13 protein-coding genes and 1 pseudogene are annotated in these 13,431 nt (G+C 37.2%); 9 read left to right on the top strand and 5 right to left on the bottom strand.

What is annotated here, in order from left to right; all coding sequences use genetic code 11:
• Window positions 1–61 precede the first annotated feature (61 nt).
• From NKR74_RS16525 to NKR74_RS16515, 3 genes are all read left to right on the top strand, one after another.
• Window positions 62–520, top strand: coding sequence for a TlpA disulfide reductase family protein (locus NKR74_RS16525; RefSeq protein ID WP_098305693.1), 459 nt, complete (start codon window positions 62–64; stop codon window positions 518–520).
• Between the two features lie 100 nt (window positions 521–620).
• Window positions 621–1,487 (top strand): cytochrome C oxidase assembly protein, encoded by an 867-nt coding sequence (locus tag NKR74_RS16520; RefSeq protein WP_098305691.1) that lies wholly within the window; start codon window positions 621–623, stop codon window positions 1,485–1,487.
• Between the two features lie 377 nt (window positions 1,488–1,864).
• Window positions 1,865–2,533, top strand: a complete 669-nt coding sequence (locus NKR74_RS16515) for a potassium channel family protein (protein WP_253630276.1) — start codon at window positions 1,865–1,867, stop codon at window positions 2,531–2,533.
• A 41-nt stretch (window positions 2,534–2,574) separates the two neighbouring features.
• Here NKR74_RS16515 and rnjA read toward each other — a convergent pair whose 3' ends face one another.
• Together rnjA and NKR74_RS16505 are read right to left on the bottom strand one after the other, a co-directional pair.
• On the bottom strand, window positions 2,575–4,242 hold the full coding sequence (gene rnjA / locus NKR74_RS16510; RefSeq protein ID WP_098305687.1) for a ribonuclease J1: 1,668 nt from the start codon (window positions 4,240–4,242) through the stop codon (window positions 2,575–2,577).
• A 3-nt stretch (window positions 4,243–4,245) separates the two neighbouring features.
• Window positions 4,246–4,458, bottom strand: a complete 213-nt coding sequence (locus NKR74_RS16505) for a DNA-dependent RNA polymerase subunit epsilon (protein ID WP_098305685.1) — start codon at window positions 4,456–4,458, stop codon at window positions 4,246–4,248.
• A 503-nt stretch (window positions 4,459–4,961) separates the two neighbouring features.
• Between NKR74_RS16505 and NKR74_RS16500 the strand changes: the two genes are divergently transcribed.
• A complete protein-coding gene (locus tag NKR74_RS16500) occupies window positions 4,962–5,735 on the top strand; it encodes a Cof-type HAD-IIB family hydrolase (protein WP_098305683.1) in 774 nt (257 codons plus the stop codon).
• 125 nt (window positions 5,736–5,860) lie between these two features.
• Here the strand turns inward: NKR74_RS16500 and def are convergent, their stop codons facing one another.
• Both def and NKR74_RS16490 read right to left on the bottom strand, forming a co-directional pair.
• Window positions 5,861–6,415 carry a peptide deformylase gene (def, locus tag NKR74_RS16495; protein WP_253630275.1) on the bottom strand — a complete coding sequence of 185 codons (555 nt, stop codon included), beginning with the start codon at window positions 6,413–6,415 and terminating at the stop codon, window positions 5,861–5,863.
• Between the two features lie 105 nt (window positions 6,416–6,520).
• Window positions 6,521–6,625 (bottom strand): annotated as a pseudogene (locus NKR74_RS16490) (YjcZ family sporulation protein); the annotation flags it as partial.
• A 587-nt stretch (window positions 6,626–7,212) separates the two neighbouring features.
• Between NKR74_RS16490 and pdhA the strand changes: the two are divergent.
• From pdhA to NKR74_RS16465, 5 genes are all read left to right on the top strand, one after another.
• Window positions 7,213–8,328 (top strand): pyruvate dehydrogenase E1 component subunit alpha, encoded by a 1,116-nt coding sequence (gene pdhA, locus NKR74_RS16485; RefSeq protein WP_253630274.1) that lies wholly within the window; start codon window positions 7,213–7,215, stop codon window positions 8,326–8,328.
• 3 nt (window positions 8,329–8,331) lie between these two features.
• Entirely contained in the window at window positions 8,332–9,309 is a 978-nt protein-coding gene (gene pdhB, locus NKR74_RS16480) for a pyruvate dehydrogenase complex E1 component subunit beta (RefSeq protein ID WP_253630273.1), read from the top strand.
• A gap of 95 nt (window positions 9,310–9,404) precedes the next feature.
• On the top strand, window positions 9,405–10,691 hold the full coding sequence (locus NKR74_RS16475; protein WP_253630272.1) for a dihydrolipoamide acetyltransferase family protein: 1,287 nt from the start codon (window positions 9,405–9,407) through the stop codon (window positions 10,689–10,691).
• 6 nt (window positions 10,692–10,697) lie between these two features.
• Window positions 10,698–12,110 carry a dihydrolipoyl dehydrogenase gene (gene lpdA / locus NKR74_RS16470; RefSeq protein WP_253630271.1) on the top strand — a complete coding sequence of 471 codons (1,413 nt, stop codon included), beginning with the start codon at window positions 10,698–10,700 and terminating at the stop codon, window positions 12,108–12,110.
• A 580-nt stretch (window positions 12,111–12,690) separates the two neighbouring features.
• Window positions 12,691–12,927 (top strand): hypothetical protein, encoded by a 237-nt coding sequence (locus NKR74_RS16465; protein ID WP_253630270.1) that lies wholly within the window; start codon window positions 12,691–12,693, stop codon window positions 12,925–12,927.
• Here NKR74_RS16465 and NKR74_RS16460 read toward each other — a convergent pair.
• On the bottom strand, window positions 12,924–13,316 hold the full coding sequence (locus tag NKR74_RS16460) for a DUF1885 family protein (RefSeq protein WP_253630269.1): 393 nt from the start codon (window positions 13,314–13,316) through the stop codon (window positions 12,924–12,926). The two genes, NKR74_RS16465 and NKR74_RS16460, sit on opposite strands and share 4 nt — an antisense overlap.
• Window positions 13,317–13,431: the final 115 nt, after the last annotated feature.

Genomic DNA, 13,431 nt, shown 5'->3' with positions numbered 1-13,431 from the left:
TGAAAAAAGGTCTAACAAATCGTTGTTAGGCCTTTCTCTACATATATAAGGAGGAAATGTTATGAAGTTACGTGAACCAATGCCTTCCTTAGAAGGAGCAACAGCTGTACTAAATGGAGAAGTAGTAAGGGAAGCGCTAATTGGCGATAAACCAACATTGATTCATTTCTGGTCTGTTAGTTGTCATTTATGCAAAGAAGCGATGCCGAGCATTAACGAATTCCGCGATGACTATAAAAATAAATTAAATGTAATTGCTGTGCATATGCCGCGTTCAGAAGAAGATTTAGATCTTGAAAAAGTGAAAGAAGTGGCAGAGGAGCACGGTATTGTACAGCCGATTTTAGTAGACAATAAGCATACGATTACAGATTCCTTTGAAAATCAATATGTGCCAGCATATTATGTGTTTGATAAAAACGGTGTGCTACGTCATTTCCAAGCTGGTGGTAGTGGCATGCAAATGCTAACAAAACGAGTAAATCGTGTTCTTGATGAAGCTGAAAAAGCAGCTGAATAATGGAAAACCTCCCTCGTGATAGGGAGGTTTTTAGTTTACATTTCACATAAGAAATGTGTAAAATCAATGTGTTACATAGAGAAAAAAGGTAGGGGATAGCGTGCAAATCGGAAGTACTATACTATGTTTCTTTTTATATACATATGTAATCGTAGCTGCAATATATTTTGGTGTTAGTTTCTATACATATTGTTTAGCAAAAAAAGAAAGCTATGCGAACACATATGAGTGGGTGAGAGTGTATGTATCACCCGTTGCAGAAATTATGAATGCGTTTGTACTATTCTTATTTGTTGGGTTAATTGCTTTTTCCACGAGCTTAGTTGGAAATAAAACGACTTTATTTATCCTTGGTGCCATTATTTTTATGTTATTAGGAATTCGAATTTGTAATATGGTATTTTGGAATAACGGTCTAGTTGAGGGATATACTAGCATCGGCATTCCGGGTTTGATAGCTGCAATTGTTACAAATATAGAAAATGAGTATAATCAGCTTCATTTTTGGTTAATTATTGTTCTAACAATTGTATCGCTTTTATATATAAGTGCGACTTTTTTAACGTATTGCGCATATAAACGAGAAGACAGGCAAGCGGTATTACTTTTTCGAAAGTGGGCTTTATTTTGGAGTGTTCCGACGATGTTTGTCATAGGGGCAATTGCTATTATTGTGAACGGATATGAACTAGTAGGATGGCAAAAGATGTTTGAAATATGGTGGGTATTTATTGTTTCTTTTGTTGGTTTTTTAGGAGCTACTCATTATTTATTTCATCAGCAGCACTATCAATTTGCATTATTATTTGCTTTTATACAGTTACTATTTGCTTTTTTTGGACAAGAAACTTTAGTGTTTGTATTTCAGACGTTCAGTTCATTTGGAAACATATTTATCTTCGGTATGTTAATATGTATGCTTGCGTTCTATTTACAACAATTTTTCTATATTCAAAAACAGAAATAAGAGTGAGGAGGAATTTATTGTAATATTTATCCCGCATTAACGTGCAGTAAGCCCCCCACCTCAAGATTCAGAGAGAGGCGAGAAAGATAGGTGAGGATAACTGCTGGCATGTGCCCGATTGGTTCAACTAATCATCAGTGAGGAGTGAAAAAAACTGACTGATGGAAGTTTCAATTTACAAAATATGCTACAATGATAGTTGATCCTAATCAAAAGGCAGTAAAGCCTTTACATCCAGTTTTTGAAGAGACAAAGAATTGATAAGAGAATAACTGCTCATAAGAGCTTGATTCGTTCAACTAACCATCACTGGAGGGATGAAAAACCACTGATGGAAGTTTCGCTTTATACGATTCAATATTATTGGAGGAATTTGTGTGAGTACGAAGGAAAAAGAGTTTGCTGTTATTGGTCTCGGCCGATTTGGCGGCAGCATTTGCCGGGAATTAGCGCAGCTAGGAATGGAAGTTATGGCAATTGATATGGATGAAGATCGTGTAAATGAATTTGCAAATATTGCATCCCATGCTGTAATTGCCGATTCAACAGATGAAATGGTATTAAAAAGTCTAGGAATCCGTAATTTTGATCATGTTGTGGTAGCGATTGGGGATAATCTTAATGCAAGTATTTTAACGACTCTTATTTTAAAAGAATTAGGCGTGAAAAATATTACTGTGAAAGCGCAAAACGATTACCATGAAAAAGTTTTAACTAAAATCGGCGCTGACCATATTGTTCATCCTGAGCGTGATATGGGGAAACGAATTGCGAATAATATTGCTTCAAGTAGTGTCTTAGACTATTTAGAACTCTCAGATGAACATAGCATCGTTGAGATTATTGCGAATGAAAAGGTTGACGGCCATTCGTTAATTGAATTAGATATTCGTGCGAAGTTTGGATTAAACATTGTGGCAATTAAACGTGGAAAGGAAGTTCTCGTTTCACCACGTGCGACAGAAAATATTCAAATTGGAGATATTTTGATAGTCATTGGTCATGATAATGATGTGGATCGATTCGAAATATTTTTAGCGAAATAATAAAAAGGACAATGCCAATATAGCTGCATTGTCCTTTTTATTTAAATTTCCATAATGATTGGTAAAATCATTGGACGGCGTTTCGTTTTTTCGTATAAGAATGGAGCCAATGTATCTGTAATTTCATTCTTGATCTCAGACCATTGTGTCGTTTTGCGTTCCATTACTTTTTCTAAATGATTTGTAATTAATGTCTGTGCATCGTTGATTAAATCGCTGCTTTCGCGCATATAAACGAACCCACGAGAAATGATATCTGGTCCGGCTGCCACTTTGAATTCCTTCATATCGATGCTAACAACAACGATAACAAGTCCTTCTTCCGAAAGAATACGGCGGTCGCGAAGTACAATATTACCGATATCACCAATGCCGTTTCCATCAATATAAACAGAACCAGAAGGAATCTTTCCTGCGATTGTTGCTTCATCTTCACGAAGCGCAAGTACATCGCCGTTATCAATTATGAAGCAATTTTCTTCTGGAATGCCACAATCATTTGCTAATTTTGCATGCATACGTTGCATACGGTATTCACCGTGAATTGGCATGAAATATTTTGGTTTAATGAGACGCAGCATTAGCTTCTGTTCTTCTTGTCCACCGTGTCCGCTTGTATGAATGTCAGTCAATGGTCCGTGAATTACATCAGCACCTGCTCGATATAACATGTTAATTGTACGGCTTACACTTACTGTGTTCCCAGGTATTGGAGAAGACGAGAATACAACAGTATCACCAGGAATAATTTGAATTTGACGGTGTGTACCGTTAGCGATGCGAGATAATGCAGCCATTGGTTCACCTTGACTTCCAGTACATAAAATCACAACTCGATTTGCTGGTATGCGATTTAGTTGTGATGGTTCAATAATTGTATCTTTTGGACAGCGAATATAGCCAAGATTTTGTCCGATTTCCATTGCTGCTTCCATGCTTCGACCAAAAACAGCAATCTTTCGATTGTTTGCTACTGCAGCTTCTACAACTTGTTGCAGTCGATGAATATTAGAAGCAAATGTTGCGAATATAATGCGTCCTTCTACTTTACGGAAAATATCCTGGATGCTGTCACCTACGCGTCGTTCAGACATCGTAAAGTGAGGGACTTCGCTATTCGTGCTATCAGATAGTAAGCAAAGGACACCTTCTTTTCCGATTTCAGCCATCTTTGTTAAATTTGCCGGCTCACCAACCGGTGTGAAATCAAATTTGAAATCTCCCGTATGAACAACCTGTCCTTGTGGTGTTTTTACAACAATACCGTATGAATCAGGAATGCTGTGCGTTGTGCGGAAGAAGGAAACGGATGTTTTTTTGAATTTAATCACATCGTCTTCTTTAATTTCATACAATTGTGCTTTTCGCAGTAATCCGTGCTCTTCTAATTTGTTTTTAATTAGTCCGAGCGCTAGTTTTCCACCGTAAATTGGAATATTTACTTGGCGCAATAAATAAGGGATTCCACCGATATGATCTTCGTGACCATGCGTAATAAAGAGTCCTTTAATTTTTTCTTCGTTACGTACGAGATACGTGTAGTCAGGGATGACATAATCAATCCCAAGAAGTTCGTCTTCTGGGAATTTAATCCCAGCGTCAATAATAATAATTTCATCTTGAAATTGAACAGCATATGTATTTTTGCCGATTTCACCGAGTCCGCCAAGCGCGAAAACAGCAGTTTGATCATTTTTTAAGAATTTCATAAATTAAACGTTCTCCGCTAATTTGAAATTTGCATATTGCTTTTCATATTCAAGATGAGCACCAGTAACAGACTGGATAAACTCAATATTATATGCGAACTTGTGTAATTTTGTGCGAACTTCTCTTTCAGACTCAGCTTCTAGATATAGCACCTTAGTATTTTCACGTACAGGTACTTCTAGCATTTTTTCTTGATAAAACACTTTAAAAATCATTAAAACAATCTCTCCTTGTCTATGTTTTAGGCTATCTTTTACCTATTATAAAGCAAACGGTTATGATTTTCATGTTTTTTCGAATAAGAATGAAGAAAAAAGCCCGAAAGGGGCACGATTTAAGCAATTGTTTTTTTACGAAGCAAATCGTTCCAATATACTTTTAACTTTTTCTTCAGTTTCTTTAGCACGATTGTCCCTTCCTTTCCTAGCTCAAAACATGCAAATAATCTTATTGGGATGTGCAATAAGAATTAAGTTTCAAAAAATGAACTACTTATAAGAAAATATTTCGTTCAACTTATAGTATGAGATAGAATAGAAAAGAAAATTCATGTGTTGAACCGTAGTACTGTTTTTATTTCAGTATATGCCTAGTTAGGCAGGAAGGTTAGATGAGAAGCGCTTTATTCATCAATATGTTATACTTTTTTAGTATTTAAAAAGATATTCAGATCATAAAGCGATACGTTTGAATCGATGAAGTAGAAAGGGTTATGGAAATGAACGATAAAATTGTCTTTTTTGATATTGACGGAACATTGTTAGATCATAACAAGGAAATACCACAATCTACAAAAGAAGCTGTACGTCGCCTTCAAGAAAATGGGGTACATGTAGCAATTGCGACAGGACGTGCACCATTTATGTTTGAAGATATTCGTCAAGAGCTAAATATTCATAATTACGTAAGTTTCAATGGGCAGTATGTTGTATTTGAAGATGAAGTTATATATAAAAATCCTTTACATCCAGAGGCATTACATGCCTTCACAAAGTTTTCAGAAGAGGCAAGCTATCCTCTTGTTTATTTAGATCATAAAGATATGAAAGCAACGGTGGCATCACATCATTATGTAACAGAAAGCTTTGCTAGTCTTCGCATGAGCCATCCTGTGTTTGAACCTAGTTTTTATGAAAAGCGTGACATTTATCAAACGCTTTTATTTTGCAGGGCAGGAGAAGAAGAAAAGTTTATCAGCGACTATCCGCAATTTCATTTTATTCGCTGGCATGCGTATTCCATGGATATTATTCCAATGGGAGGATCGAAAGCGAACGGAATTGAAAAATTTATTGAAAAGCTTGGATTCACTCGAGAACAAGTTTATGCATTTGGGGACGGGTTAAATGATTTAGAAATGATTGAAACCGTAGGGACAGGAATTGCTATGGGAAATGGACATGAAGATTTGAAGAAACTTGCGAATTATGTAACGAAAGATGTTGCAGAAGATGGTATTCTGCATGGATTGCAGTGGGCAGGATTATTATAAAGGACTGGTATGAAAACTATTCCATTTAAAAATTAGTCTGTTTTCATTAACTTCAGTGAAAACAGACTAATTTTTTATCCCGCTATTAGCGGGCAGTAAAGGTCCTCACTGATAGAAGTTTCACTTTATCTTTCTAAAGGTGTTGCATTTTCTGGAATGATAAATGGATTGTCTTTATTAATATGGTCATAAAACATAACGCCGTTTAAGTGATCAATTTCATGCTGGAAAACAATTGCTGGTAAACCTTTTAAACGTAGTTTCACGTCTTCACCGTCTATTGTTGTTCCTTTTACAGTAATGCGAGTATAACGAGGCACATAACCAGGAATTTCGCGATCCACTGACAGACAACCTTCGCCACCTGGTAAGTATGTACGTTCTACAGAATGACTGATAATTTTCGGGTTAAACAAAGCGTAGCTATATAATGTCCCATCTCTATCCGTTACATGAACAGCAATCATTCTTTTAGAAACACCGATTTGAGGCGCTGCTAAACCAATTCCAGGACGTAAATTATATTTTTCAACCATTTCGGGGTTTTGACTGTTAATAACAAATTCAATCATCTTTCGTAATATATGTGCATCTTCTTTGTTTGCTGGCAAAGCTATCTCTTCAGCAACTGTTCGTAGAATAGGATCTCCTTCACGAATCACATCATTCATTGTAAGCATATGCAATCTCTCCTTTCATATTTAGTCTACCAAAGGTTATGAAAAAAGTCATGATAAAGAACAAGGCCAAACAGCCTTGTTCTTTTATGGTTGTTTCATTTTACATTAACGGATGCAAGCAGCACCGACGATAATTAAAAGAATAAACAATACAACGATTAAAGCAAAGCCGCTTCCAAATCCGCCGCAACCACCATATCCCCCATATCCATACGTAGGATATGGGCAAGCTGTTGGGTAATAACATTGAGTGTATCCGTACATGGTTTGACCTCCTTTATACATGGTTTGACCTCCTTTACCATTTCCGCGAATGCTGCGGTTAGTATAATGTATGGAAGAAAGAAGAAAAATGTTATAGTCATTTGCCTAAAAGGAGGTAGATGCTGCATATTTTTACTAGCATAGGACAAAAAATAAGAGTGAAGTAAATCGTTTACATATTATTCTATGATCAAAATATGTGTGAAAAGGGAATAATATAACAGGAGGTTTTTGTTCACTAATACAGATAGTATTTTGGAAACTTGTATTTGTTAAGAAAATCCCGTTAATTTTCGAAAAAAATTTCGAAATCAAAGTGATTGACATGGTGATTAGAATAGTTGTAAACTAAAAAACGTGATCAAGATTGTATTAATTTGTTTAAATGAAAACATTAGTACAGATTGTTAGGTGCACAAATTATTCAATAACTGATGAATGATGCGTCAGTTTTCGCGCTTATGCTTTCATTTTAGCGAAGTGCTAGTGAAAGCGTTTAAGAATATGGTTCAAGAGAGGAAGAGGTGAACGGAATGGGTACTAAAACAAAAAAGGCCCTATTTAATGTTGATGAGCAAATGAAAGCTATCGCAGCTCAATTTGAAACATTACAAATTTTAAATGAAAAAGGCGAAGTTGTGAATGAAGCAGCTATGCCAGAATTAACTGATGATCGATTAAAAGAATTAATGCGTCGTATGGTGTATACTCGCGTATTAGATCAACGTTCTATTTCTTTAAACCGTCAAGGTCGCTTAGGTTTCTATGCGCCAACAGCTGGACAAGAGGCTTCTCAATTAGCAAGTCATTTTGCTCTTGAAAAAGAAGATTTCATCTTACCGGGGTATCGTGATGTTCCACAATTAGTATGGCACGGTCTACCATTATACCAAGCATTCTTATTCTCTCGCGGACATTTCATGGGTAACCAAATGCCTGCAGATGTAAATGCACTTGCTCCACAAATTATTATCGGTGCGCAAATCATTCAAACTGCTGGTGTTGCGTTAGGTATGAAATTACGTGGTAAAAAGTCTGTTGCAATTACTTACACTGGTGACGGCGGAGCGTCTCAAGGTGACTTCTACGAAGGTATGAACTTTGCGGGTGCATTTAAAGCTCCAGCAATCTTCGTTGTTCAAAACAACCGTTATGCAATCTCTACTCCAGTAGAAAAACAATCTGCAGCAAAAACTGTAGCACAAAAAGCAGTTGCAGCAGGTATTTACGGAATTCAAGTAGACGGTATGGACCCATTAGCTGTATACGCAGCAACTGCTTTTGCTCGTGAGCGTGCAGTAAACGGTGAAGGCCCTACTTTAATCGAGACTTTAACATTCCGTTACGGTCCACATACAATGGCTGGTGATGACCCAACTCGTTACCGTACAAAAGATATCGAAAACGAATGGGAACAAAAAGATCCAATCGTACGTTTCCGTGCGTTCTTAGAAAACAAAGGCATCTGGTCTCAAGAAGAAGAAGAAAAAGTAATCGAACAGGCTAAAGAAGATATTAAAGAAGCGATTGCTAAAGCAGACCAAGCTCCAAAACAAAAAGTTACTGATTTAATGGAAATCATGTACGAAACAATGCCTTACAACTTAGCTGAACAATATGAAATTTACAAAGAAAAGGAGTCGAAGTAAGCCATGGCTCAAATGACAATGATTCAAGCAATCACTGATGCTTTACGCGTTGAAATGAAAAATGACCCTAACGTACTTGTGTTTGGTGAAGACGTTGGTGTAAACGGCGGTGTATTCCGTGCTACTGAAGGTTTGCAAGCTGAATTCGGTGAAGACCGTGTAATGGATACTCCGCTTGCAGAGTCTGGTATCGGCGGACTTGCAGTTGGTTTAGCACTTGAAGGCTTCCGTCCAGTTCCTGAAATTCAATTCTTCGGTTTCGTTTTCGAAGTAATGGATTCTATTTCTGGTCAAATGGCTCGTATGCGTTACCGTTCTGGTGGACGTTGGACTGCTCCAATTACAGTTCGTTCTCCATTCGGTGGCGGTGTTCATACGCCAGAATTACACGCTGATAGCTTAGAGGGATTAGTGGCACAACAACCAGGTTTAAAAGTTGTAATTCCATCTACTCCATACGATGCGAAAGGTCTTTTAATCTCTGCAATTCGTGATAACGATCCAGTTATTTACTTAGAGCACATGAAATTATACCGTTCTTTCCGTCAAGAAGTACCAGAAGGTGAATACACAATTGACCTTGGTAAAGCTGATGTAAAACGTGAAGGTACAGATGTATCTGTTATCGCATACGGTGCAATGGTACATGCTGCATTAAAGGCTGCTGAAGAACTAGAAAAAGAAGGTATCTCTTTAGAGGTTGTTGACTTACGTACAGTTCAACCATTAGATATCGAAACAATTATTGCTTCTGTTGAAAAAACAGGTCGCGTTGTTGTAGTTCAAGAAGCTCAAAAACAAGCTGGTATTGCAGCTAACGTTGTAGCGGAAATCAATGACCGTGCAATCTTAAACTTAGAAGCTCCAGTTGTACGTGTTGCAGCTGCTGATACAGTATTCCCATTCTCTCAAGCAGAGAGCGTATGGTTACCAAACCATAAAGATATTGTTGAAGCTGTTAATAAAGTAATGAACTTCTAATTTTAATTTTACTTTTATGTGCAAAAGAAGTCAGCACATGCTGATTTCTTTTGCGATACTTAACAATAATGATATGAATCAGGGGGCTGAATTCCGTGGCATTTGAATTTAAATTACCAGATATTGGTGAAGGTATCCACGAAGGTGAAATCGTAAAATGGTTTATTAAACCAGGCGATGAAGTAAACGAAGATGATGTACTTCTTGAAGTACAAAATGATAAAGCAGTTGTAGAAATTCCTTCTCCAGTTAAAGGTAAAGTACTTGACATTCTTGTAGAAGAAGGTACAGTAGCAGTAGTAGGAGATGTTCTTGTTAAATTTGACGCTCCTGGTTATGAAAACCTTAAGTTTAAAGGTGACGATCATGACGAAGCTCCAAAAGCTGAAGAAGTAAAAGAAGAAGCTCCAGCAGCGGCAGCTACTCCAGCAGCAACTGCAGAAGTAGTTAACGAGCGCGTAATTGCTATGCCATCTGTTCGTAAATATGCACGCGAAAAAGGTGTAGACATTCGTCTAGTAGCTGGTACTGGTAAAAACGGCCGTATTGTAACAGCTGACATCGATGCATTTGCAAACGGTGGACAAGTAGCAGCAACTGAAGCTCCAGTAGCGGCAGAAGCCCCAGCAGCAGCTGCGAAAGAAGAAGCTCCAAAAGCACAACCAATTCCAGCTGGTGAATATCCAGAAACTCGTGAGAAAATGAGCGGTATCCGTAAAGCAATTGCAAAAGCAATGGTTAACTCTAAACATACAGCTCCTCACGTAACATTAATGGACGAAGTAGATGTAACAGAGCTTGTTGCTCACCGTAAGAAGTTCAAAGCTGTTGCAGCTGAAAAAGGTATTAAATTAACTTACCTTCCATACGTTGTAAAAGCATTAACATCTGCATTACGTGAATACCCAATGATGAACACTTCTTTAGATGATGCATCTTCAGAAATCGTTCATAAACATTACTTCAACATCGGTATCGCAGCTGATACAGACAAAGGTCTATTAGTACCAGTTGTTAAAGATACAGATCGCAAATCTATCTTCACAATCTCTAACGAGATCAATGAACTTGCTGGTAAAGCCCGTGATGGTCGCTTAGCTCCAGCTGAAATGAAAGGTGCTTCTTGTACAATTACAAACATTGGTTCTGCAGGTGGACAATGGTTCACTCCAGTTATCAATCACCCAGAAGTAGCAATCCTTGGTATTGGCCGTATTGCTGAGAAACCAGTTGTGAAAAACGGTGAAATCGTTGCAGCTCCAGTATTAGCATTATCTTTAAGCTTTGACCATCGCTTAATCGACGGTGCAACTGCTCAGAAAGCATTAAACCAAATTAAACGTCTATTAAACGACCCACAATTATTAGTAATGGAGGCGTAATAAACAATGGTAGTAGGAGATTTCCCAATTGAATTAGATACAGTCGTTGTTGGTGCAGGTCCTGGTGGATATGTTGCAGCAATTCGTGCAGCACAATTAGGACAAAAAGTAGCTATTATTGAAAAAGCTAACCTTGGTGGTGTATGCTTAAACGTTGGATGTATTCCTTCTAAAGCATTAATCAATGCAGGTCATCGTTATGAGAATGCAAAACATTCTGATGACATGGGTATTACTGCAGAAAACGTAACAGTTGACTTCACAAAAGTTCAAGAATGGAAAAACGGCGTAGTTAAGAAATTAACTGGCGGTGTAGAAGGCCTTCTAAAAGGTAACAAAGTTGAAATCATTCGCGGTGAAGCTTACTTCGTAGATGCAAACACATTACGCGTAATGACTGAAGATGCAGCTCAAACGTATACGTTTAAAAATGCTGTTCTTGCAACTGGTTCTACACCAATCGAAATTCCTGGATTCAAATATTCTAAACGTGTTATCAACTCTACAGGTGCATTAAGCTTACCTGAAATTCCTAAGAAACTTGTTGTAATCGGCGGCGGTTACATCGGTATGGAATTAGGAACTGCATATGCTAACTTCGGTACAGAAGTTACTGTAGTAGAAGCTGGCGACGAAATTTTAGCTGGTTTCGAAAAAGCAATGAGCACAGTTGTAAAACGTGCGCTTCAGAAAAAAGGCAACGTAACAATCCATACAAAAGCTATGGCTAAAGGCGTTGAAGAAACTGAAAACGGCGTAACAGTTAGCTTCGAAGTAAAAGGCGAAGTACAAACAGTTGAAGCTGATTATGTATTGGTAACTGTAGGTCGTCGTCCAAATACTCAAGAAATTGGTCTTGAGCAAGTTGGAATTAAAATGACTGATCGCGGTCTAATCGAAATTGATGAGCAATGCCGTACAAGCGTATCAAATATCTATGCAATTGGTGATATCGTTCCTGGACCACCATTAGCTCACAAAGCTTCTTACGAAGGTAAAGTAGCTGTTGAAGCAATTAGCGGTCACGCAGCGGCAATCGATTACATCGGAATTCCAGCAGTATGCTTCACTGATCCAGAATTAGCATCTGTTGGTTACACTAAGAAACAAGCTGAAGAAGCTGGAATGAGCGTAGCAGTGTCTAAATTCCCATTCGCTGCAAACGGTCGTGCATTATCATTAAACAGCACAGACGGTTTCGTACAACTTGTAACACGTAAAGAAGATGGTCTTCTTGTAGGTGCACAAGTTGCAGGCGCAGGCGCTTCTGATATTATTTCTGAGATTGGTTTAGCTATCGAAGCTGGAATGACAGCTGAAGATATCGCTCAAACAATCCACGCTCACCCAACATTAGGTGAAATCACAATGGAAGCAGCTGAAGTTGCTCTTGGAATGCCAATTCACATTGTAAAATAATATAAGATAAATAAAACAACCGTCTTCTAGTATCTAGGAGGCGGTTGTTTTATTTAGAAAAATGAGTCTAAATCTAATTTCAGATGTAGGTAGTAACACTCTTTTTAATTTCCCTTTTAGCTTTTCAAAAGGGCTTTAATAAGTACTTTGTAATTGTATCATGCCTCTTTTTTGCTCAATAAATTGGATAAGAATGTAGAATTAAAGAAATTTCATTATAAAAATAAGAGGCGATTTAGAGTCCCTCTTATTTCTTATGTGTTTTATCCCGCATTAACGGGCAGTAAGACCCACCTCAAGCTTCAGAGAGAAGTGAGGAAGATAGGTGGGAGATAACTGCCTGTAAAAGCCTGATTGGTTCAACTAACCATGAGCAGAAAACGTACTGATGGAAGTTTTGTTTTATTTCAGTTCTGTATATACTGTTAGTTACATATGATAGTTAGTTTTAAAAAAGTAAACACACCTTACTTATCCTCGTTTTTAGGATAGTTAAAGTGTGTTTCTTTATATTATGTAATGATTTCTTATGACGCCCATATATTGTAATAAAATAGGACGTGCGAAAGGAGGCAATGCCATGAGAATAACATTGGTTTCATTCCTCCATTTCATCATATGGAGCGGATTTTCAATTGTGTTATTATTATCAAACCGTGATAAGCTGCATTACAAAGTGTTGCTCTTTTTTGTATTTTTTTATTTAGCTTATATTATTGCCAATATTATGTTGCACTCCAGAAAAGAGGCGTTTTTTTTCACTGTTGTAAATAGCGTGCTCTTTTTTATGAGTAAGCTATTATTTTTTACTGGTTAACGTTTATAAAAGTACATTGTTCTTCCATTAAAAAGCTGTAATTCCCCTTCTAATTTTTTTGCTAAAAATCTACAAAATTCATTAGCTTTTCCTTTATCCCCAAATGTTGCAGAAGGCGGTAATGTAATTTGCACAAAAGATTGTTCGTTTTCTATCCCTATTCCTACATAAATGGAATGATAGCGTTCATGATTAGACTTTAGATAGAGAGTTGTGTCAGATGTATCAACCATTTCGTATGGAAAGGCAGTACTTGAGTATGTAAAGCCGATTTGTTGGCCTGTTTGAGCTGTAATCGTTTTATAATAATGAAAGAGTTGTTTTACATCTTCTAATGAGATAGATTGCTGCTTTGACTTTGGGACAAGTTTAATGAATGCATCCTGCATAATAAGCCTCCTAATGACATAATATATCACTATTTTAACATTGTTATAAATTTTTTGACAATTAAAAAGGGATATAGCCTTTTTTGTTTAATATATACAATATGGAAAAAACAAG

Source organism: Bacillus sp. 3103sda1 (assembly GCF_024159135.1).
In the GTDB taxonomy this organism is placed as follows: domain Bacteria; phylum Bacillota; class Bacilli; order Bacillales; family Bacillaceae_G; genus Bacillus_A; species Bacillus_A rhizoplanae.
The sequence above is the reverse complement of the archived record's forward strand: the minus strand, read 5'-3'. Positions and strand labels throughout refer to the sequence as shown.

Excerpts from the sequence above, each read along its gene's own strand:
- NKR74_RS16525 (WP_098305693.1), top strand. The coding sequence starts at position 62 with ATGAAGTTACGTGAACCAATGCCTTCCTTAGAAGGAGCAACAGCTGTA.
- rnjA (WP_098305687.1), bottom strand. The coding sequence starts at position 4,242 with ATGAAATTCTTAAAAAATGATCAAACTGCTGTTTTCGCGCTTGGCGGA.
- NKR74_RS16505 (WP_098305685.1), bottom strand. The coding sequence starts at position 4,458 with ATGATTTTTAAAGTGTTTTATCAAGAAAAAATGCTAGAAGTACCTGTA.
- NKR74_RS16500 (WP_098305683.1), top strand. The coding sequence starts at position 4,962 with ATGAACGATAAAATTGTCTTTTTTGATATTGACGGAACATTGTTAGAT.
- def (WP_253630275.1), bottom strand. The coding sequence starts at position 6,415 with ATGCTTACAATGAATGATGTGATTCGTGAAGGAGATCCTATTCTACGA.
- pdhA (WP_253630274.1), top strand. The coding sequence starts at position 7,213 with ATGGGTACTAAAACAAAAAAGGCCCTATTTAATGTTGATGAGCAAATG.
- pdhB (WP_253630273.1), top strand. The coding sequence starts at position 8,332 with ATGGCTCAAATGACAATGATTCAAGCAATCACTGATGCTTTACGCGTT.
- lpdA (WP_253630271.1), top strand. The coding sequence starts at position 10,698 with ATGGTAGTAGGAGATTTCCCAATTGAATTAGATACAGTCGTTGTTGGT.
- NKR74_RS16465 (WP_253630270.1), top strand. The coding sequence starts at position 12,691 with ATGAGAATAACATTGGTTTCATTCCTCCATTTCATCATATGGAGCGGA.
- NKR74_RS16460 (WP_253630269.1), bottom strand. The coding sequence starts at position 13,316 with ATGCAGGATGCATTCATTAAACTTGTCCCAAAGTCAAAGCAGCAATCT.